Origin of the sequence: Mesorhizobium sp. LMG17149, from assembly GCF_024518695.1 — a bacterium.
In the GTDB taxonomy this organism is placed as follows: domain Bacteria; phylum Pseudomonadota; class Alphaproteobacteria; order Rhizobiales; family Rhizobiaceae; genus Mesorhizobium.
In genome coordinates, this window is record NZ_JANIFL010000007.1 from 463364 (window position 1) to 485342 (window position 21979).

At 63.7% G+C, this 21979-nt stretch carries 16 protein-coding genes and 1 riboswitch; of the genes, 8 read left to right on the forward strand and 8 right to left on the reverse strand.

Annotation, left to right across the window (positions count from 1 at the left end):
• Position 1 precedes the first annotated feature (1 nt).
• Together NP945_RS19480 and NP945_RS19485 are read left to right on the forward strand one after the other, a co-directional pair.
• Positions 2–1363 carry a dicarboxylate/amino acid:cation symporter gene (locus NP945_RS19480; protein WP_128288129.1) on the forward strand — a complete coding sequence of 454 codons (1362 nt, stop codon included), beginning with the start codon at positions 2–4 and terminating at the stop codon, positions 1361–1363.
• A complete protein-coding gene (locus NP945_RS19485) occupies positions 1360–2157 on the forward strand; it encodes an aspartate/glutamate racemase family protein (RefSeq protein WP_128363788.1) in 798 nt (265 codons plus the stop codon). The genes NP945_RS19480 and NP945_RS19485 overlap by 4 nt, the downstream gene beginning before the upstream one ends.
• A 36-nt stretch (positions 2158–2193) precedes the next feature.
• Here the strand turns inward: NP945_RS19485 and fhuB are convergent, their stop codons facing one another.
• The 6 genes from fhuB to NP945_RS19515 all read right to left on the reverse strand — a co-directional run bounded on the left by fhuB (position 2194) and on the right by NP945_RS19515 (position 10745).
• Positions 2194–4200, reverse strand: a complete 2007-nt coding sequence (gene fhuB / locus NP945_RS19490; RefSeq protein WP_256747262.1) for a Fe(3+)-hydroxamate ABC transporter permease FhuB — start codon at positions 4198–4200, stop codon at positions 2194–2196.
• On the reverse strand, positions 4193–5071 hold the full coding sequence (locus tag NP945_RS19495) for an ABC transporter substrate-binding protein (protein WP_256747293.1): 879 nt from the start codon (positions 5069–5071) through the stop codon (positions 4193–4195). The genes fhuB and NP945_RS19495 overlap by 8 nt, the downstream gene beginning before the upstream one ends.
• 34 nt (positions 5072–5105) lie before the next feature.
• Positions 5106–7295, reverse strand: a complete 2190-nt coding sequence (locus NP945_RS19500) for a TonB-dependent siderophore receptor (RefSeq protein WP_256747263.1) — start codon at positions 7293–7295, stop codon at positions 5106–5108.
• A 136-nt stretch (positions 7296–7431) separates the two neighbouring features.
• Positions 7432–8316, reverse strand: a complete 885-nt coding sequence (locus NP945_RS19505) for an AraC family transcriptional regulator (protein WP_256747264.1) — start codon at positions 8314–8316, stop codon at positions 7432–7434.
• A gap of 127 nt (positions 8317–8443) precedes the next feature.
• A complete protein-coding gene (locus tag NP945_RS19510) occupies positions 8444–9799 on the reverse strand; it encodes a glutamine synthetase family protein (protein WP_127321330.1) in 1356 nt (451 codons plus the stop codon).
• Between the two features lie 247 nt (positions 9800–10046).
• On the reverse strand, positions 10047–10745 hold the full coding sequence (locus NP945_RS19515) for a GntR family transcriptional regulator (protein ID WP_256747265.1): 699 nt from the start codon (positions 10743–10745) through the stop codon (positions 10047–10049).
• A 385-nt stretch (positions 10746–11130) separates the two neighbouring features.
• On the opposite strand from NP945_RS19515, the gene ftsZ reads away from it, so the two are divergent.
• The 6 genes from ftsZ to NP945_RS19545 all read left to right on the forward strand — a co-directional run bounded on the left by ftsZ (position 11131) and on the right by NP945_RS19545 (position 19778).
• On the forward strand, positions 11131–12165 hold the full coding sequence (gene ftsZ / locus NP945_RS19520) for a cell division protein FtsZ (protein WP_256747266.1): 1035 nt from the start codon (positions 11131–11133) through the stop codon (positions 12163–12165).
• Positions 12166–12384: 219 nt separating this feature from the next.
• Entirely contained in the window at positions 12385–13770 is a 1386-nt protein-coding gene (locus tag NP945_RS19525; RefSeq protein ID WP_256747267.1) for an SWIM zinc finger family protein, read from the forward strand.
• Entirely contained in the window at positions 13767–15194 is a 1428-nt protein-coding gene (locus NP945_RS19530) for a DUF5691 domain-containing protein (RefSeq protein WP_256747268.1), read from the forward strand. The genes NP945_RS19525 and NP945_RS19530 overlap by 4 nt, the downstream gene beginning before the upstream one ends.
• Before the next feature lie 31 nt (positions 15195–15225).
• Positions 15226–16305 (forward strand): AAA family ATPase, encoded by a 1080-nt coding sequence (locus NP945_RS19535; protein WP_027036087.1) that lies wholly within the window; start codon positions 15226–15228, stop codon positions 16303–16305.
• A 4-nt stretch (positions 16306–16309) separates the two neighbouring features.
• On the forward strand, positions 16310–18559 hold the full coding sequence (locus tag NP945_RS19540; protein ID WP_256747269.1) for a DUF5682 family protein: 2250 nt from the start codon (positions 16310–16312) through the stop codon (positions 18557–18559).
• A complete protein-coding gene (locus NP945_RS19545) occupies positions 18552–19778 on the forward strand; it encodes a VWA domain-containing protein (protein WP_256747270.1) in 1227 nt (408 codons plus the stop codon). Before NP945_RS19540 ends, NP945_RS19545 begins: the two co-directional genes overlap by 8 nt.
• A gap of 60 nt (positions 19779–19838) precedes the next feature.
• On the opposite strand, the gene fba is transcribed toward NP945_RS19545, so the two are convergent.
• Positions 19839–20903 (reverse strand): class II fructose-bisphosphate aldolase, encoded by a 1065-nt coding sequence (gene fba / locus NP945_RS19550; RefSeq protein WP_013532928.1) that lies wholly within the window; start codon positions 20901–20903, stop codon positions 19839–19841.
• A 162-nt stretch (positions 20904–21065) separates the two neighbouring features.
• Positions 21066–21533 (reverse strand): 6,7-dimethyl-8-ribityllumazine synthase, encoded by a 468-nt coding sequence (locus NP945_RS19555; protein WP_256747271.1) that lies wholly within the window; start codon positions 21531–21533, stop codon positions 21066–21068.
• Positions 21534–21610: 77 nt separating this feature from the next.
• Positions 21611–21755, reverse strand: a riboswitch (FMN riboswitch).
• Positions 21756–21979 lie beyond the last annotated feature (224 nt).

A 21979-nucleotide genomic window follows, 5' to 3' on the forward strand; every position in this document is an offset into this window, starting at 1 on the left:
CATGGCCATCTCCGAGGTAGCCGGACCCCTGCCTTTCGACTGGCGCCTCGCAGCAAGGCGTATCCTGCGATCTCCGGTGACGACGATTGTGATGATTGCTGCAGGGATAATGTGCGGCCTCTACTATCCAGACTTTGCCCATGCGATCAGCCCTGTCGCACAGCTCTACCTGAATTTCCTCAAGATGGTCGTCCTGCCCTATTTGGTCTCGTCGGTCATCTTCTCCATCACGGCAATGGTCCAGGACCCGAAATCGGTCCGCTACCTCGGCAAGGTGGGTATGGCCGTGCTGGTCGTGTCGTTCCTGAGCGTGCTGGTGAGCGGCACCCTGTCGCTGATCCTGCAGCCGGGCCAGATCGAGAATCCGCAGTCGCGCATCGAGCTTGGCGAGTTCATCAATTCGCAAGGCAGCGTGTCCACCGATCTCGCCTTCCCGTTCCAGCCGCCGCCCTCCAATGGCGACCCCAATGGCGGGCACTCGATCCTGCTCGACCTGGTGCCGAACAACGTCTTCAACGCGCTGGCCTCGGGCCAGACCATCCAGGTTTTGCTGTTCTGCCTGCTTTTCGGGCTCGCGATGGGGAAGATTCCCCAGCCTTCGTCCATGAGCCTGACCCAGGCGCTCAACGCGGTCTACCGGGCCTGCACGGTGCTCACCAACTGGTTCATCTGGGGGTTGCCTTTTGCAACTTTCATCCTGATCGCGGACCAGACCGCGTCGACCGGAACCAAGCCGCTCACGCTGATGGGCGGTTACCTGCTGGTTATGGGTCTTTCCTGCCTCATATTCGTTGCCGGGGCCTTTGCCATTATCGCCATCCGGTCGCGACGAAGCTACTGGACCACGATCAAGACCTGCCAGCCCCTTCTCATGGTGGCAATCACCACACGCTCTACGGTCGCCTCGCTGCCTTGGGTCATCAACCTTTTGAGCGAGCGCCTGCGGTTCAGCCTGGTGGTGGTCGAACTGCTCGTGCCGCTGCAGGCGGCATTGCTGCGTACAGGCCCGGCGCTGCTCTACACTTCGGGTGCGCTGTTCATCGCCCAGCTTTACGGCCACCAGCTTGCAGTCTCGGACCTCGTGCTCGTCGGCATCATCTCAGCGCTTCTCGCGCTCACCACCGGCGGTATGGGCAGCCTGCTCATCCTGTCCCAGATGTCCATCGTCTGCGGCTACCTGAAGCTTCCCTTCGAGGCGGCGTTCGTCCTGTTCGTCGCGGTGGATGCAGCCGTCGACACGTTCATGACGCTGGCCAGCGTTTGCACCGTCGCGGCGAGCACGGCAATGATCGCTCCCAGCCACAGGGAGACGACGCAGCCTGACGCCGCCTCGGACCAGCTCGAAGCCGAGCCTGTCAGATGATCGACGACAGCATCCGTCCCCAGCTCGGCATTATCGGCGGTCTTGGGCCGCTTGCTTCGGCTGATTTCTACTTCAAGCTGACCCGGATGACCCAGGCGCTCAGAGACAACGAACATGTGCCTGCCGTGATCCTCAGTGTCCCGCAGCTGCCCGACAGGACCGAAGCGATCCTTGCCGGCCATGATGGGCCGCTGGCGCCTTTGAAAGCCGCGGTCGCGACGCTCAATGCGCTCGGCGTCGCCCGCATCGCGATGCCGTGCAACACCGCCCACCATTGGTACAGCCAACTGGCGGCGAATTCGCGCGCGGAAATCATCCATATCGGAGATGCTGTGGTGACGCAGACGCGTCGCAGCCTGGATCAGGGCCGGGTTGCTGTTCTCGCCACCCAAGGCACGCTGGTCTCCGGCTTCTATCAGGACAGGATGTCGGCAGCGGGATTTGAGCTCTGCCTTCCCGCGAACACCGAGTTTCAGGCCTGCGTCGACAGCGCGATCAGCCTCGTCAAGGCGGGTTCGATCGCGGATGCGGCGGTTGAAACCGAGCGCGCGCTCGACATCGCGCAAGCGGCCGGCGCCGATGCAGCCCTGCTCGGCTGCACCGAACTGTCGGTGGTGGCCGCCAGCCTCAACGATATCAATGGATTGGTCGTCATCGACAGCAATGCGGCCTTGGCGCGAGCCTGTCTGACACGGTTGGGCTTCGGTGCCCAGGAAGCCCGCGGCCTGCCGACCGTATCGCGGCTGCCGGAACATGACCGATCGATGCGCGCCAGCTTGGCCGCACTGGCCTAGCCCTATGGATAGAACCTCATAGCATTTCGGAACCCGTTAGCCTTGGCGCGGCACGCCCTTGGCAAGCAGGTAGACGAGATACGGCCCGCCAAGCAGCGAAGCGAACAGGCCGGCGGGCAGTTCGTAGGGAAAGGCCGCCATGCGCGACAGCCAGTCCGATACGATCATCAGCAAGGCGCCCAGAAGCATCGCTCCGGCGAGATGGACGCGGGCGCGGGAAAAGCCGACCAGACGGGCAAGGTGTGGCGCGATCAGGCCGACGAAGCTCAATGGCCCGACGACCATGGCGGCCAGCGCGGTCAGCAGCGCGGCAACGATGATCAGCATCAGCCGTCCGCCGGCAACCGGCACGCCCAGCCCGCGTGCGCTGTCGGACCCGAGCGGCAGGATGTCCAGCCAGCGGGCGGCAAGGAACAGCGGCAATGTCAGCGGCAACAGACAGGCGAGTGCTAGCCCTGCATCGAGCGTCGACGCCTGGCCGGTCGAGCCGCTCAGCCAGCGCAACAGGATGTAGGACTGCGCGTTGCCCATGGCGATCGTCGCGGTGATCGCAGCGCTGCACAGCGCGCTCATGGCGATCCCGGCAAGCAGCAGCCGCTCGGCACCGAACTTTGCTCGTGCGGCAAGGGCCAGCATGGCAATCAAGGCCACCAGTGAGCCCAGGGCTGAGCCGGCGAGCTGCCAGCCGAGATCGGCCGTGGCGCTGACCATCAGCACGGCTGTCAGGCCGGCACCGGCGCCGGTGCCGACACCAAGCACTTCGGGGCTCGCCAGCGGGTTGCCGGTGACCCGCTGGATGACGACGCCGGCGGCCGCGAGCATGGCGCCGGCGGCGGCCGCCACGCCGATCCGCGGCGCACGCCACGCGGCGAGATCGGTTAACAGGTCTCCCCCAGCAATAGACCAGCCGTCCGGGCCGCGCCCGACGACAAGCGCCACGATGGCAGCGACAAGCGCCAGCCCAAACAGAAGCAGGATGATGAGCCGGGGCCGGCTGGCCTTGCGCGGTGCTGCCCCCTTGGAGCCGAGATGCGGCCATTCGAGAAGGCGCAGCCGCGGCAACAGCCACAGCAGCAGCGGACCGCCGAGCAGGGCGGTGCCGGCGCCGGTCGGAATGCGTTCGCCACCGGAACCGGCGGCCAGCTGTACCAGCCCGTCCGTCAGCCACAGCAGCACGGCGCCGATCAGCGGCGCGGCGATCAGTTTTTGGCGCAGTGTGCGGGCGCCCGAAAGCGTGGCCAGCGCCGGCGCTGCAAGACCGATGAACCCGATGACGCCAACCTCTGCCGCGACTGACGTCGCCATCCACACGGCAAGCGCGATGATGAGAAAGCGGCTTGAGTGACGGGCGACGCCCAGGCCGCGTGCCGAGGCATCGTCGAGACCAAGAATGGTCAGCGGCCGCAGCAGCATCAATGCGGCAACCGCGCCGGCCACCAGCCTGACCGTCAGCGCGATGGTCGGCTCCCAGTCCTGCTGGACCAGCGATCCGCCGCCCCAGATGAACAGCGAAAACAGGTAATCGCCATTGGCGAGGATCAGTGCTGCGCTGACGGAACTGGCGGTCAGCGCCACCATCATCCCGGCGAGCATGACCGACACCGGCTCCAGCCCGCGCCGCCAGGTCAATGCCAGCACCAGCAGCACCGTGGCGATGCCACCGGCGAAAGCGACCAGGCCCTGCGACCGCTCCATCAGCAGCGGTGCGTAAAGCGAGACGATCGTCATCGCCAGTTGCGCGCCGGCCGAGATGCCAAGCGTCGACGGTTCGGCCAGCGGGTTGCGCAGCACATGCTGCAACAGCAGGCCGGACAGGCCGAGCACGGCGCCGGCCAGCACCGCCACGGCGGCGCGCGGCAACGTGCTGTAGAGCAGGATGACACGATCGAGATCAATGCCGTCGCCCGGCGGCGCGGCCGGCCACTGCATGCCGACCCGCCATGCGAACAGGAGCGCTGCCACAGCCGCGAGGAGGCCCCACAGGGCGATTGCCAACAGCGCGGCACTCGTCGCGGCGCGATCGCTTTTAGTGCGCTCAGCCATGGGCCTGCCCGGCAAGGGCGGCCGTCGCCAGACGCGCGAAGCGGCGTGCCGATGGCAGGCAGCCAAAGTGGTTGACCGGCTCCAGGACGGCAACGCGGTTCTGGCGCACCGCCGGCAGAGCGTTCCACAAGGCATTTGTCGGAAGCGAACGCCCGACATCCGCCGGCAGTGGCGAAACGATCAGGATCGACGCCTCGGGCACGCGCGCCAGCGCCTCCAGTCCGACGGGTGCCGCCGCGCTGTAGCTCGTCTCGTCGGTCCATGCATTGACCAGGCCGAGAAGCGTCAGCACATCGCCGAACATGGAATCGCTGCCGAAGGCGCGAAAATGCCTGCTATCGCCTAGGCTGATGACGAAGACCGGACGCCCGGAAGCGCGCGGCAAGGTGCCGCGCAGCCGCGCGATTTCATCAGCGGTCTCATCGGCGTAGCGCTTCGCCTCGGCCTGCTGTCCCAGCCTTTCGCCAAGCGCCAGCGTCGCCGCCTCGGCGAGCATATAGGGCGGTACCCCGGCCTCGTACACCGCTTGCGCAAACACCGGCGCGATGCGTTCGAGCATCGGGCGCTGGTATTCGTAGAAATTGGAGATCACGATGACATCAGGCGCGACGATGCGCAGCAGCTCGTAATTGGGCGCGCCGCGCAGCCCGAGATCGGTCACCGATTGGGGCACTCTCGGCTCGACCGCGATCTTGCGAAACTGGATCAGTTCGGTCGCCGCCACCGGCTCGATGCCGAGTGCCAGCAACGTCTCCAGCATGCCCCAGTCGATCGCGGCAACCCGCATCGCCGCCGCCCTGGCGGCGACCGGTGGCAGCAATGCCGCGGCCGCCAGCGCAAGCACCTGCCGTCTGTTGGGCAGATGGATCATCACTGGCTTGTTTGGCAAGCTGTAACCAAGTCGACTACCAAGTCGTATGCGCCTTCAGCTTGAACGAGCGGCCTTCGCCATAGGAACAGGTCAGCGTCGTCTGGCAGCTCGACACATAGGTCTTGTCGAAGAGGTTGGTGATGTTGAGATCGATCCCCCAATTCTCCTTCTCGTAGCCGAGTTTCAGATCGGCCAGCGTGACCGCCGGCACTTTGGCCGTGTTCTCATTGTCGGCCCACGAAGAGCCAACATAACGCAGGCCGCCGCCGATCGAGATGCCGTCATACCAGTCGCCGCGGAACGTATAGTCGACCGAGGCGGAAGCCATAATCTCGGGGACGATGAAGGGTGTCTTGCCGATGAGCGCCGGGTTGGCGTCCTTGGTGATGTCGATGTCGTAGGCCGTGAATGCACCCGTGACCCGGAAATCGTCGGTCACGTTCACTTTGCCTTCGAGTTCAACACCGCGAGAGCGCACTTCACCGGTCTGCATCTGCGTGAACAGAGTGACATTGGAAGGGACGTTCTGGCGCGTCAGGTCAAACAGCGACAGGGTGAACAGGCCATCGACAAAGGTCGGTACGTATTTCACGCCAACTTCGTACTGCGTGCCTTCCTCCGGCTTGAACAGATTACCCAACGCGTCGGTGCCGATGATCGGGTTGAAGAAGGTGGCGACGCTGGCATAGGGGATAACGCCATTGTCGAATTCGTAGGCCAGTCCTGCTCGCCCGGAGAAATCTCCGACAGTCTGGCTCTGTGAACTGGAGCTGCTGCTGTAGTAGGTCGGACGATTGTCGGCGTCGAGCCAGCCACGGTCGTAGCGGCCGTTCAGCGTCACCAGCCAGCCATCGCCGAAGCGCAACTGGTCTTGGGCATAGAAGCCGAGCTGTTTTTGCGTCAGGTCCTGGTTGAGGTAGCTGACACGTGGCGTCAGTGGCGAGCCGTAAACTGGATGGAAGGCGTCGATCGGGTTGTCATAGTTTTCGTCGTAGAGGCCAGACGACTGGACCTGGTCGATGTTGTAGTATTTGAAATCGATGCCGGCGAGTATCGTATGTTCGACAGGACCGGTCACAACCTTGCCTTCGATCTGGTTGTCGACAAGGAAGGTCTTGGCCGTGGTGTCATGGTCGAAATTTATGCGGGCCAGATCGGTGGGCCCTCCGATGGTTGACCAGCCATTCGGATAGACGCTGACCTCATTGATATCGGCGGCGGTGAAGCGGGCGTTGGAGCGCACCGTCCAGTCATTGTCGAATGTGTGTTCGAACTCGTAGCCTATCGAGCCCTGTTCCCGCTTGTAGAGATCGACGCTCGGCTCGGTGAAATTCGCATCCGGGTCGATGCGGCCATAATTCACGCCGTCGACAATGTGGTCCGTCACCGTCCCGCTATAGGGCAGGAAGCTGCCGCCATTGTGGTTCTCGTCGATGTGGCTGTAGTTGGCCAGGATGGTCAGCGTGGTTGCTTCGTCCGGCTTCCACGTAATGCTCGGCGAGATGAAACCGCGCCAGCCATTTTGCAGGTCGCTATAGGTGTCGCCGCCGGCGACCTTGCCCGTCATCCGGTAGCTGACCGCGCCATCCTTGGCGACGTCGCCAATGTCGAAGCCGAGATAGACATTGCCGGCGTCGTTGACGCCGGTTTCGACATAGCGCGTGCGTTCGAAGTCCGGCCGCTTGCTGACATAGTTGACCAGGCCACCGGGATTGCTGCCGCCATAGAGCACGGAGGCAGGCCCCTTCAGCACCTCGATGCGCTCCAACCCGAAGCTGTCGACATAGAAGCCGCCAAAACCGTAGCTGAACAGCTGCAGCCCATCCATGTAGGTGCCGGTGGCCGTCGCCTGGAAACCACGGATGTACAGCCAGTTGGTGTCGCTGTCGGGGCCGAAGGGCTGCGCGAAGACGCCGGCCGTGTAGCGCAAGGCCTCATCAGCCTTCTGCGCGCCCTGGTCGTCGATCTCTTGACGGCCGACCACCGACACGGATTGCGGGATGTCCTTGATGTCGGTCGCCGTTTTGGAGCCGGTCCTGCTTTTTTTGGCGACGACGCCCTTAACCGGTCCGGCCGCGCCGTCGCCGGCGTCGCCCTCGACCACCACCGGTTCAAGCTGGGTGCTGGTTTGCACCGATTGTGCGAACGCGGCCATTGGCGGGATCATCGCGGCCGCGGCGACGCTGGCCGCCAGAAGCGCCTTCATCCGGTAAGTTCTGCTCATCAGGAAAGTCCCCGCCTGTCGACATTGAGATACTTGATCATTTATCTCAACTTATCTGCGGGTCATTGGACGGAATTGGGCAGTTTGTCCATTCTTGTCCAAACGAGGGACATCACGGTGTGATGTTGCGGAAATGTCACTGGCGACTGGTGCTCCTCATCCAGGCGCCGGGCGTCAATCCGACAATCGACTTGAACACACGCGTCAGATGAGCCTGGTCGAAAAACCCCGTTGCCTCGGCGATGTCGCCAAGTGAAGCGGCGTCGCGCGCCATCATCGCCTTGGCCCTGTCGACCCGCGCCTGCATTTGCCAGCGATGCGGCGGCACGCCCGTCGCCGCCTTGAAGGCATGGCTCATCGCGGTTTCGGACAGGCCGGTCAGCGCGGCGAGATCGGCAAGCCGGATCCTGTCCAGGCAATGCGCGTCGATGTAGTCGGTGACGAGGCGCAGCTTGCGGCGCGAGAGCGGCGACCGTCGCCTGGCGGTATCAGGCTGGTCTATCTGGAACAGGCTTGCGAACAAGGCATTGAGCAAGCCCTCGCCATAGAGATCATGCAGAGGCCGGTCGTTGCCGCATTCGGCGGCAATCATGCCGGCAAGCATGGCGATCCGGTCGTCGCGAAACTGGAAGCGCGACATCCGCAAGGCCTCGTGGTCAAGGCTTCGGCCGAAGCGGCGCGTCAGCGCTGCGGCGTCGAAATGCAGGTCGAGATGCCGGATCCGCCGTAGCCCCTCGACCCGGCCGCGGATCGGCACGCCGGCCGGTATGTAGGCCATGGAAAAAGCCTGGTCGTGGCGGCGCAATTCGCCCTTGGCGTCTTCGACGAAGAAAGCGCCATCGCCATCCACATCGAGCGCGACGAACAGCCGGGGGTCGGGAGAGACGTAATAGCCTTCGGCCTTGTCACCGCATGAGACATCCCAGAGGTCGGCGACCACGCCGTCCCAGACATGCCATTTCAGATCGCCAATGACTGAAAAGCCCTCAATCCGGCTTTCCATGCGCGCAACGAAGGTCAAGTCCTGTGATCCCAACCATAACATGATAAAAACCATCATGTTTATGCCCGGTTAGCGACCCCACCGCAAGTGCTTTGCGGCTGCTCGAAAAATCGGCCGGAACCAATGCCGCTGGGGCCGTCAGGCCTCAAACACTTTCGAGGTATGTCTCGATTTCGAAATCGCTGACATTGAGCGCGAACGTGTTCAATTCCTGGCGTTTGCAGGCAACGAAGGAGTCGCGCAGGATGGCTGGAAAAATCTCCGCCACATGCGTCCCGCTCTCGAAGGCGGCGATCGCGGATGCCCAGTCCGGCGGCAGCTTTGCCGGCGGGAGTCCCTGACCGTCGGTGCCGATCGGATCGCCTGGCGATATTTGTCTTTCAATGCCCGTCAGTGCGGCGCCCAATATGGCCGCTAGCACCAGATAGGGATTGGCGTCGGCTCCCGAAACGCGATGCTCGATGCGGCGCGCACCGGTTGGCCCGCCGGGAATGCGGATCGCCACCATACGGTTCTCATAACCCCAGGCGACTGCGGTCGGCGCATAGGATCTCGGGCGCAGCCTGCGGTAGGAGTTGAAGTGCGGCGCGAACACCAGCGTGCTTTCGGCCATTGCCGCAAGCAGGCCGCCGACCGCATGGCGCATGGTCTCAGAACCCTGGTCGGTGCCGTCATCGAAGATGTTGCGCCCTTCGCCGTCGAGCAGGCTGAAATGAACGTGAAAGCCGTTGCCTGCCCGGTCGCCATAGGGCTTGGCCATGAAACAGGCGGCAAAGCCGTGCTTGCGGGCAATGCCCTTCACCGTGCGCTTGAACAGCACCGCATCGTCAGCCGCCCGCAAGGCGTCCGCGACATGGTTCAGATTGATTTCGAACTGACCGACGCCGTTTTCGGCGATGGCCGTGTCGACGGGAATGCCTTGCGTCCGGCAGGCCTCGTAGACGTCATGGATGAAGGATTCGAAGTCGTCGATCTCGTCGATCGACAGCGCCGCGTCGGAATCGAGACGGCGTCCGGTTACCGGCGAGACCGGTCCGACCGGCCGCTGCGACTGCGGATCGACGAGGTAGAATTCGAGTTCCGTTGCCGCGACCGGGGTCAGGCCCAAGGCCTTGTAGCGATCGAGGATGCGGGCCAGCGCCCGTCGCGGGTCGCCGAGATAGGGCGCGCCGCTTTCGTCGGCCAGCCAGAGCGGGACAAGCGCCGTCGGATGCGCCGTCCAGGCCACCGGCAGAATGCCGCGCCCCGTCCACTGGCACAGTCCGTCGGCATCGCCGGTCGAGAATACCAGTGTGTTGCCTTCGATGTCCTCGCCCCAGACATCGAGCCCGATCAGCGAAAAAGGCATGCGCAGCTTGCCTTCCAGCGCCTTTCTTGCCTGCTCGACGGGAATGCGCTTGCCGCGCATGATGCCGTTGAGGTCGCACACCGCGGCTCTCAGGCTCTGGATGTCGGTCCTGCTATCAAGCCAGTTCAAAACGTCCGCAATTGCATCGCTCAATTTATGACCTCTGGTTTTCGAAGGTGCCGCAACCTGACCGGCTGCACTGTCCCTGATAAAAATAGCTTGTGAGTTTTAGGAAAACAAACTTGGCTGTCGCCAAGCGCTTTTCCTTATTTTTTCAAGTCACTAGCTGGGATGTCGGGAGGCATTTCAAAACCAATTGCGCGATCTGCGATCGCAACATAGAGGCAAGGGGCCGGAAAGCCAAGGGGCGTCGCCCGAATCCGCACAAACGCGACACACATCAGTTTCTCGCCTGCGGAAATCTCGCCTGCTGCAGGATGTGCGAGGCGCCTTCGTCGATGTCGCGCACGATGGCGGCGCGGGCGCGCTCGCCATCCTGAGCCTCGATCGCCGCTACGACTTCCTCGTGAAAGTCAATGTCGAGAATGGAGGCGAGGTCATCCTCGAACCCCGTGGCGAGATTCCTGAGAAACGGGCCGACCTGCATCCATACGGTCTCGATCAGGAAGATCATCTGCTCGTTGCCGCAATGGCGATAGATCGAGAATTTGAAGTCGTGGTTCTTGCGCAGATAATGGTCGATATCGCCCTTGCGGGCCGCCAATGTCAGTTCGGTGGCGTGGCGTCGGATCGTGCGCAGATTGTTGCCGTTGATGCGTGTTGTCGCCAGCTCGGTCGCCGAGCCTTCGAGGATAGTCCGCACCGCGGTCAATTGCGAAAACCGGTCGGCCGATATTGCCGGCACTTCGACGCTGCCGTTCGGCATCGGGCTGAGCGCCCGCAGCGCTTGCAGCCGCATGAAGGCGCTGCGCACCGGCATGTCGCTGGTGCCGAGTTCCCTTGCGAGTTTTCGCGATGTCAGCTTCTGGCCCGGCGTGAACTGGCCGGACATCAGTGCCCGCACAAGCTCAAGATAGACTTTTTCATGCAAGGGAACGGTGTCGACGGCGGTCAACCCGAATTGTGTTTTGTCGGCCATCGGCGGGGCGCTGCTTCATCGGTTCAGAAATCTGTGCGGCCGGCTGGTTTCGCCGCTGGGGATTCTGCGTGGCCGAGCCCGGCGAGAACGCCGAAGTCAGCGACTTATCAAGCACATGATAGACGCTTCGATCGTTGCGCGGCAAGCGACGCGTCGCGCCAAGGCTCACGGCTTGATTGTCAGGCACACGGCGTCTCTGCCACGCTGTGCAAAACGGTCATCACAAATCTTGACCTCGCATGCACTTGCACCTCTGGCCGCTGTCTGGCTTTTTGGGCTACCCATCGCAACGGAGTGATTCGCATCATGCCACTCGATTGCAAGGTTTCAAGGCAGTCTGCGGGTGGGTCGTGAAGCGCGCGCAATTGGCGAAGGAGACACAGGCATGGCCGAGTTCAAGAAGCCCGAAATCTCCGAGATGAGACCCAAGATCACCGTGATCGGCGTTGGCGGCGGCGGTGGCAATGCCGTCAACAACATGATCGCCGAGCAGCTTCAGGGCACTGAATTCATCGCCGCCAACACCGACGCCCAGGCGCTGACCATGTCGAAGGCGACGCGGCTGATCCAGCTTGGCGCCCACGTCACCGAAGGATTGGGCGCCGGATCGCTTCCCGAAATCGGCCGAGCCGCGGCCGAGGAATCGCTCGACGAGATCATGGACCATCTGGCCGGCACGCATATGTGTTTCGTCACCGCCGGCATGGGCGGCGGCACGGGAACCGGTGCGGCTCCAATCATCGCCCAGGCGGCGCGCAAGGCCGGCATCCTGACGGTGGGCGTCGTCACCAAGCCTTTCGCCTTCGAGGGCAGGCGCCGAATGCAGATGGCCGAAGAGGGCATCGAGCGGCTGCGCGAGAGCGCCGACACGGTCATCGTCATCCCGAACCAGAACCTGTTTCGGATCGCCGATGCCAAGACCACCTTCGCCGATGCGTTCGTCATTGCCGACCGGGTGCTCTACGCCGGCGTCAGCTGCATCACCGATCTCATCGTCAAGGAAGGCTTGATCAATCTCGACTTTGCCGACGTCAAATCGGTGATGCGCGACATGGGCCGCGCCATGATGGGCACCGGCGAGGCCTCCGGTGAGGGCCGGGCGATGAAGGCGGCCGAAGCCGCGATCGCCAACCCGCTGCTCGACGAAGTGTCGATGAAAGGCGCCAAGGGCGTGCTGGTCTCGATATCGGGCGGCAGGGACATGACCCTGTTCGAGGTCGACGAGGCCGCCACCCGCATCCGCGAAGAGGTCTACGAGGATGCCGACATCATCGTTGGCGCCATCTTCGACAAGGGCATGGAAGGCCGCTTCAGGGTCTCGGTGGTGGCGACGGGTCTCGACCGTGCTTTTGGCACCGAGGATGCCGAAGCCGGCATCGCGCGCGACCACGCCGGTCAGCCGGCGCGGACGCTTCAATAAGTCATATCGCGCGTTTATCCTCGCCAGGAGATAATTTCTCGGGGGAGACATCGCTGAATAGCAATTGCATTGCCGACGGATCAGATTGACTGGCGCAACTATTGTGTTCAGCTGTATCGATCTCGGTACCGCTGCTGCTACAAGAATCCGTCATAGACGGCCATCTATACTGGCTACCCGTATCGTTCGAGCGACGAGAGGCGCGGCTTGGAATTCGACTTGAAAACCATCGAAGCGCTTGCGCCCGATCAGGCGTCGTTGAGCGCCGCGTCCAGGTTGACCAGGCAATCGAACTGGCCACGGCTCGAAAAGATCGATCAACTGGGGCTCCTCTGGGGGGAATGCCAGGGTTCCGGCTCCAATCCCTATCGTGTGGTCGTCGACACCGGCGACCATGGCTACAAATGCACCTGTCCGTCGCGGAAATTTCCCTGCAAGCACACTTTGGCGCTGATGTGGATTGCAGCCACCACGCCGGCCAGTTTTACCGCCGCAGGCTCGACCCCGGAATGGGTGAATGATTGGCTCGGTCGCCGCAGGAAGGCCTCGCCGCAGCCGGCGGCGCCAGCGCCCGGTGCGGGAGGCAAGAGCATTGGCGAGGCCTCGCGCGACGACGAAAGCGCTGATGTCGAGGACGCCGCTGCGGTCGAGCGCCGCGAGGCAGCGCAGCGCAAGCGGACGCTGGATACGCAATCCGCGGTGTCGGCGGCGTTGGATGAGCTGGATCAATGGATCGCTGACCAGTTGCGGCTTGGCCTGGCCGGTTTTGTCGACAACAGCAGTGACCGTTGCCGCCGGATTGCGGCACGGCTGGTCGACATGAAGGCGACAGCGCTTGCCGGCCGCATCGACGAGATTCCGTCACGGCTGATGGGTCTGCGCAGCGAGGAGCGCCCGGACGCGGCGATCCGCGAACTCGGCAAGCTCGTGCTGGTGGCCAAGGCCTGGCGATCGACACCAGGCGACGCCGAACTGAGGCGGCTCGTATCGACGTCCGAAAGCCGTGAGCAGGTTCTGGCCAATCCCGATGCCAAACAGGTCGAAAGCGTCTGGGAGGTGCTTGGCGAGAAGATCGAGTCGCGCCGTGACGGTCTCGTCAGCCATTCGACCTGGCTGCTCGACCTGAAGAGCGCGAGCCCGCAATTTGCCCTCTTGCTCGACTATTTTTCGGCCTCGGCCGGTCGCCGGTCGAACGCCTTCACACCGGGCGACCGGTTCGATGCCAGGCTGGTCTTTTACCCGGCACGCCAGCCGCTGCGGGCCTTGGTGGCGGACCGCAAGGGCGACGTCCCGACAGGTGAGTGGCCCGATTTCGGCTTTCACACAGCCGATCCGCTCGCGGCGCATGCTGCTCACCAGAACACAGCCCCTTGGCTCACCGATTGTCCTGTCATGCTGCCGCCCGGCGCGATCCTGCTGGACGATCGGGGCGCTGCCTGGTGGCAAGCCGCCGGCGATCCGCATGGTATCGCCTTGCCGATTGCCGACACCGTCAATCCAACGCTGCTTGGGCTGGACCTTATGGCAACGGCAGCACTTTGGAATGGCAGCCGGCTTGACCTGCTGGCGGCGCAAAGCGGTTTCGGGAGGCTTGACCTGTCGTGAACGAGATCGAGCAGACCGGCCTGGCGGCCATGCGCGACTGCTGGATCACCGGCGGGACCACCTTCGACCTGGCTCCGGGCGCGTGGAAGGAGATCGCCGGCGGTGCCAGCTCCGACGAGCGCGAACGCCGGCTGCTGGCGATCGCCGCACAAGCTCTCGACACCGCCTTGCGGCCAGCCGCGCCAAAGATGCTGAAACGCCGCCCGCAATTGCCCGAACTCGCCTTGCCGATGCTGCCGGAACGGCTGCGGCCGCTATTGCGAGCCGCGCTCAAGCATGCCGCCGACACAAGAAGTAAGTCGCGTGTGGTCACGCTCGTCGCCAGCCGCGGCTTCGTGCTGCATCCGATGGACTGGATGCCAGCCGCGTCGGATCAGAGCAGTCCGGACGTTTATGCACCCTGGGTCGACTGGCAGGCAGGCGCGGACGGCGAAAAATCTGCAAGCCAGGAGCATCTGACGGTGGAAAACTGGGATGACTTCTATCCCGCCGCACGCCGCACCGCGCTCGCCGATATGCGCCGCACCGCACCGGCTTCGGCTCGGCAACTGATCGAAACCAAGGCCTCCGGAGAGCCGGCGGAGATCAGGATTGCACTCGTGGACCTGTTGCGCTTCGGCCTGGGTGCCGATGACGTGCCATTCCTGAAGAGCCTCTCCGCCGATCGTTCCGGCAAGCTGCGCGAGCTCGCTGGCCGGTTGCTGGCAAGATTGGGAGAGCACGGCTCGCCAGGCGATGGCGGGCCGGAAGATCCGACGGCCGAACTCGCTGCCTTCATCGCTGAAGGCAAATCCGGGTTCATCCGCCGCCGCACCACCTACACGCCGGCAAAACTCAAATCGCCGGCGCAGGAAAGACGTCGCGCCGAACTGTTCGAGACCTGTAACCTGGTCGACCTCGCCACGCGCTTCGGCACCACCGAATCCGAGTTTATCGGGGCGTGGCAATTCGGCGCCGAGAGCAATGCCGATATCCTTGTTGCCCGAATGGTCGCCGCATCGGGCAGCGACGCCGCGGTGACGCACATGGCGGATACGCTTGTCGCCGAACGTGACAAGCCCGCACTCTTCGTCCTCCACCTCATGGCGCGTCTGGACAGCCGCAGGAAGCGTGTCCTGGTCAGGTCGATCCTGAAGGACACGCAACATCTTGGCGCGCTCAATCTGGCCGAGGGCCTCGAAGCAAGCTGGCTGGAATGGGCCGACCTGACAAACGGCCAGACGCTCGCGGCGCTTCGCTCCGCTGTTGCAGGAAACGATGACGCTGTGAGGCGAGGCGTCGACCAAGCCCTGGAAACTATGGGCTTTCTTGCCACGGCGGCAACTGCGGAGAAATTGATCGGAGACGTTGTTGCGGCCGGTATGGCGCCGGCGGCGCCGTCTCTGGGTCTTCTGCGGCTCAACGCGTCACTGGCCGAGCATTGAACCAACATATGATCAATCCGGAGAACAGCAAATGAACGCAGCCATCCGTCTTCCGGTCGAGCAGGCCTATGCCGCCGAATTGCAGGCGCTCTCGCGCAATGACGACCGGCAAAGGCCTGCCGGATGGAGCCTTTCACCAAAGGCGGTCCTTACCTACCTGCTTGGCGGAAAGGCTGACGACGGGACAGTGATAACGCCCAAATATGTCGGCCGCCGCCGGCTGATGGAAACCGCGGTCGCGACGCTCGCCACCGATCGCGCGCTGTTGCTGCTGGGTGTCCCCGGCACGGCCAAATCCTGGGTGTCGGAGCATCTTGCCGCCGCCATTATGGGCGATTCGACCCTGATCGTGCAGTGCACGGCCGGCACCGACGAGAACCAGATCCGCTATGGCTGGAACTACGCACAGCTTCTGGCAAAGGGCCCGAGCCAGGACGCGCTGGTGCCGACGCCGCTCTACCGCGCCATGCAGGACGGCAAGCTTTGCCGCCTCGAGGAACTGACGCGCATGGGCTCCGATGTGCAGGACACGCTGATCACCGTCCTGTCCGAAAAGATGATGCCGATCCCGGAACTTAACACCTCGATCTACGCGCAGCGCGGCTTCAACATCATTGCCACCGCCAACAACCGCGACAAGGGCGTCAACGAGTTGTCGTCAGCGTTGAAGCGCCGCTTCAACGTCGTCGTGCTGCCCTTGCCCGAAGACATGGCGGAGGAAGTGGCAATCGTCTCCAAGCGGGTCGGAGAGATGGCCGGCGGTCTCGACCTGCCGGTGCCGAAGAATGTCGGCGAGGAGATCGCGCGCGTGCTGACCATTTTTCGCGAGTTGCGCTCCGGCGCTACAGCCGACGGCAAGGTGACGTTGAAGACGCCGTCCGGTTCGCTGTCCACGGCCGAAGCCATTGCCACCATGGTCGGCGGCCTCAGCCAGGCGGCCTGGTTCGACAGCGGCAAGCTCGGCGCCGAAGGCCTTGCCGCCAGCCTCGTCGGCGCGATCGTCAAGGATCCGGTGCAGGACAAACTGGTGCTGGAAGAATATCTGGAAACCGTGCTCAAGAAGCGGCCGGACTATGCCGGCTACTACGCGGCCTTGAACGCGGCAATCTGACGCCATGGCGCTCAGCGACGTTTCCTATTTCGGCATACGCCATCACGGGCCCGGCTCCGCCGACAGCCTGGTGCAGGCGTTGCAGGAGTTGAAACCGGTCGCCGTGCTGATCGAAGGACCGGCCGACGCCAGCCCGCTGTTGCCGTTGCTCGCCCGCCCCGAAATGCAGCCGCCGGTGGCGCTGCTCTGCTATCCCGAAGACGATCCGGCCTCGACAAGCTTCTGGCCCTTCGCCGAATTCTCGCCGGAGTATCAGGCGACGCTCTGGGCCGTCGCCAACAACGCAGCAGTGCGCTTCATCGATTTGCCGTCGTCAGCCCGCACTGCGCCGATTGAGGCCGTGGGGGAAACCGAGAGCGATGGAACGGAAGCCAACGTCGAGGCTGACTTGGCGCCGCATCTGCGGGACCCGATCGGAACGCTGGCACAAGCTGCCGGCTATGAGGATGGCGAAAGCTGGTGGTCTGATATCATCGAGCAGAACCCGCAGCCGGGTCCCATCTTCGCGGCAATAGCCGACGCGATGACGACGCTGCGGGACGGCGAAGGTCCGCTTGCGGCGTTTGAGGCGAAACGCGAAGCGCATATGCGGCTTGAGATCGCCGCCGCGCGAAAGGAATTCGATGGGCCGATCGCCATCGTTTGCGGTGCTTTCCATGTGCCGGCACTGCAGGCGACGCGACCGCTGAAGGAAGACCAGGCGCTACTCAAAGGGCTCGCCCGCCGCAAGAGCATGATGACCTGGGCGCCGTGGACGGGGCCGCGCCTGGCGCTGGGCTTCGGTTATGGCGCCGGCGTTGTCGCGCCCGGCTGGTGCAAGCATCTGTGGCAGACGCGCGGGCAAGGCGACTCCTCGGTCCTGTGGCTGGCGAAGATCGCGGCGGTCCTGAGGGCCAAGGGGCACATGGTCTCGACCGCCTCGCTGATCGAAGCCGAACGGCTGGCCCGCACGCTGGCTGTGATCCGTGAACGGCCAAAGCCCGGTTTCGAGGAATTGCGTGACGCCGCGATCGCCGCCCTGTTCAACGGGGAAGCGCTGCTGTGGGCGCTGGTCGAAGCCGAATTGCTGCTGGGCGCCGATGTCGGTGAAATTCCGCCAGACACGCCGCTGGCGCCGCTAATCGAGGACCTGCAGCGCAACCAGAAGGCGGCACGGCTGAAGCCCGAGGCGCTGGAGCGCGAATTATCGGTCGATCTGCGCAGCGAGAGCGGGCTGTTTCGGTCGACCTTGCTGCACCGGCTGTCCGTGCTTGGCGTGCATTGGGGCAAACTCATCGACAGCGGCCGTAGCCGCGGCACCTTTCGCGAGCGTTGGACGCTGTCGTGGGAACCTGAGTATGCCGTTCGACTGGTGGAGAACCTGGTCTACGGACCAACCATCGAAAAGGCGGCCAATGGTCGGCTGATCCAGATGATCGGCGCGGCGACGTCTCTTGATGCGATGGCCGCACTGGTCCAGGGCGCCATCACGGCAAACCTGTCGGAAGCGTCGATCGCCGGTCTCGCGGCCTTGGAGGAACGGGCAGCCCGCAGCAGCGAATGCCTGGAAATCCTGACATCGGTGCCGCCGCTCGCCGACATCATCCGCTATCGCGAGGCTCGCAAGACGGAAACCGCCCGTCTGTCCGGTCTGCTGGAGCGGCTGATCGTCGAAGGCGGGATCGCGCTCGCCTATGCCGCCCGCGACCTCGATGCCCAGGCATCCACGACGCTGGTCGGCGCCATGCGCAAGGCCGACGAAGCGATCAGTCTGGTCGAGCCTGAACAGGACGTGCTGGACGCCTGGCGCAATGGGCTGGCTGCGGTGCTCGATGGATCGCGCTCGACGGCGCTGGTGGCAGGCTGTGCCGCGCATCTGCTCTACGAAGCCGGCCATCTGTCAGCCGACGCGGCAACCGGTCTGATCGCACGACGCCTGTCTCCAGGAACGCCGGTCACCGAGGCTGCAGGGTTCTTCGAGGGTTTCTTCAGCACTGCCGGCCAACGGCTGATCTACGACGAGGGCCTGCGCGGTGCGGTGGATGCCTGGCTCGCATCCCTCGACGAAGACGCCTTCATTGCGCATCTGCCGTTGCTGCGCCGGGTCTTTTCGCATCTGGACTCGATGGAGCGGCGGCGGTTGATCGAAGCGGTGCTCGGCCGCGCCGCACGCCTGCCTGCCGGACTGACGCCGACTCCGGATGGCGGCGAAGCGTGGCGCCGCCATCTTGAACGGCTCGGACCCTTGCTGACGGGAGGGAGCGGCAATGGATGACGAGGCCGAAATGAGCGAACCAATCCAGGCCGGCGACGGACGGGAGCGCCGCTGGCGCCTGGCGATCGGTGCCGATGAGGAAACCTCGTCAGCGCTGTCCGACACCGACAAGCGGCTTTCGGCGGCGCTCGATGCGCTTTACGGCGATGGTGCCGGCGATGCGGCCGCCGATCCGCGCAAGCGGCGCGGCGGCCTCGGCCGCTCGGCGCCAAGGGTGGCACAGTGGATGGGCGATATCAGATCGTTCTTTCCCGCACAGGTCGTCCAGATCGTCCAGAAGGATGCCTTCGAACGGCTCAACCTGAAGCAGATGCTGATGGAGCCGGAATTCCTCAAGGCGATCGAGGCCGACGTCAATCTCGTCGCCGACCTGATTTCGCTGCGTTCGGTCATGCCGGCCAAGACCAAGGACATTGCGCGTACCATCATCGCCGATATCGTCGCCAAGCTGATGCAGCGGCTGGAGCAGAAGACAGCCGAGGCGATCCGCGGCGCGGTCGACCGGTCGCAGCGCACCAGCCGCCCACGCCAGCGCGACATCGACTGGCCGCGCACGATCTCAGCCAACCTTCGCCATTACCAGCCCGAGCACAAAACCATCGTGCCGGAGAAGCTGGTCGGCTTCATGCGCAAACAGCGAAGGCTGGTCGACCTGGATGAGGTGGTGCTGTGCGTCGACCAGTCGGGCTCGATGGCAAGCTCGGTGATCTACGCCTCCATCTTCGCCGCGGTGATGGCTTCCCTGCCGGTCGTGCGGACCAAGCTTGTCTGCTTCGACACGGCGATCGTCGATCTGACCGAGGAGCTCAGCGATCCTGTCGAAGTCCTGTTCGGCGTGCAGCTGGGCGGCGGCACCGACATCAACCAGGCCGTGGCCTATTGCGCAGACCGCATCGAACGGCCGACCAAGTCACATATGGTGCTGATCACCGACCTTTATGAGGGCGGCAACGGGCAGGAATTGCTGCAGCGGCTTGCTGCACTCGTTCGCTCCGGCGTAAACGTCGTGGTGCTCCTGGCGCTGACCGACCAGGGCAGGCCGGGTTATGACCCGAAGATGGCAGGCTCGGTGGCCGCCCTCGGCATTCCGGTTTTCGCCTGCACGCCGGATCTGTTTCCAGACATGATGGCGGCGGCATTGCGTCGGGAAGATATCGGCGCATGGGCGGCCGGCGCCGATATCAAGCTGGTTCGTGCCGAGGCCGAGACTCCGGAGTAAAACAGCCGTCGCCAGAGCTGCCAGGATGCTTCTGGCAGCTCTGGGATAAATCGCTGGAGCTCAGCCGAACTTCGGGTCGAGGCTGCCCGACTTATAGCGCTTGGCCATTTCGGCGACCGGCAGCGGCTTGATCTTCTGCGCGTTGCCGGCGGTGCCGAACTGTTCGAAGCGCTCCTTGCAGAGCTTGCGCATGGCGGCCATTGCCGGCGTCAGATACTTGCGCGGATCGAACTCGCTCGGGTTCTCGGTCAGCACCTTGCGGATCGCGCCGGTCAACGCCATGCGGTTGTCGGTGTCGATGTTGATCTTGCGCACGCCGTGCTTGATGCCGCGCTGGATTTCCTCGACCGGCACGCCCCAGGTCGGCTTCATCTGGCCGCCATATTTGTTGATGATCTCCTGCAGGTCCTCGGGCACCGAGGACGAGCCGTGCATGACCAGATGCATGTTCGGCAGCCGGCGGTGGATCTCCTCGATGACGTTCATGGCCAGCACCGCGCCGTCGGGCTTGCGCGAGAATTTGTAGGCGCCATGGCTGGTGCCCATGGCAACCGCCAGCGCATCGACATGGGTGTCCTTGACGAACTCGACCGCCTGTTCCGGATCGGTCAAAAGCTGGTCGTGGCTGATGGCGCCTTCGACGCCGTGGCCGTCTTCCTGCTCGCCGCCGCCGCTCTCCAGCGAGCCGAGCACGCCGATCTCGCCTTCGACGGACACGCCGCCCCAATGCGCCATGTCGACGACGCGCTTGGTGATGCCGGAATTGTAGGCGTAGTCGGCCGGCGTCTTGCCGTCTTCCTTCAGCGACCCGTCCATCATGACGGAGGTGAAGCCGTACTGGATCGCGGTGACGCAGGTGGCTTCGTTGTTGCCATGGTCGAGATGCATGCAGACCGGAATGTCGGGATGGATTTCGACCAGCGCGTCGATCAGCTTGGCCAGCACCACGTCATTGGCATAGGCCCGCGCGCCGCGGCTGGCCTGCAGGATGACCGGCGACTTGGTCTCCTCGGCGGCCTCCATGATGGCGAGGCCCTGTTCCATATTGTTCATGTTGAAAGCGGGCACGCCGTAGCCGTATTCGGCGGCGTGGTCGAGCAATTGTCTCAGTGTTATGCGAGCCACCCAATAGTCTCCCGTATCTGGTTTCAAGCGCAACGTCGCGGGCCGGCCGGTTGCCGGTCGGCCCTTGATGCTTCTGGCGGGATTTCAACGGAACCGCAACCTTCAGAGCTCTTCTCGATCGCAATTCTTGTTGCAGGGCTGAAATCCGGCCGTTTTGGTGACTTAAGCCGCGATCAACTCCCGCGCCGCCAGGAGTTGCACGCAGGCGTTCGCCGCTTCCTTGCCCTTGACTGTGAAGTGCTCGAAGAAGAAGCGGTGGTGCTCGGCGCTGTAGTTGTGCGGGGTGAGCACCGCCGACAGCACCGGCACGCCAGTCGACAGCTGCACGTTCATCATGCCGTCGATGACAGCACTTGCGACGAACTCATGCCGGTAGATGCCGCCATTGACGACAAAGGCGGTGCCGAGGATCGCGGCATAGCGGCCGGTCCCGGCCAGGGTCTTGGCATGCAGGGGAATTTCATAGGCTCCCGGCACGTCGAAGACGTCAACGGTGAAGCGCTCGCCTCCGATGTCAGCCAGTGCCGCTTCGAAGGCCTGCACGCACTGGTCGACGATGTCGGCATGCCAGCGCGCGCGGATAACGGCGATGCGAGTCTTTTCGTAGTCTTTATGGGAATGCTGATTCATGGGTCCATCCTTCCGTTTCGAACCAGAATCAGGACGCACGATACGGATTAAGCCCGCGAAGAGCGGGCCGGCTTCCGTTTCGTTCTCTTCCATCCGGACTCTAACCGTCGGCTCCGGTATCACACCGGATCTGCTGACCTTTCCGAAACCGGAAAGCGCTCGCGGGCTTGGGTCGAAACCTTTACCGCCGGTGGGGACTTTCACCCCGCCCTGAGAACATTAACGGCTTTGTATGAAAGGGCAGGGCGCTGCTGTCAACCGGGGACACCTATCAGGGCAATCGCTCCAGAACCAATGAGAGGTTCCGACTTGTGGCGGAGACCACCAATTGCCGAGTCGGCGCCGCCCCTTGTATCTGCACGAGATGATTATGTGCGATGGAAGCGATTGAGCCTCGGGCCGGATGGCCATCCGGCCCGAGGCTTGGCGAAGTCGCCCGCTGCCCC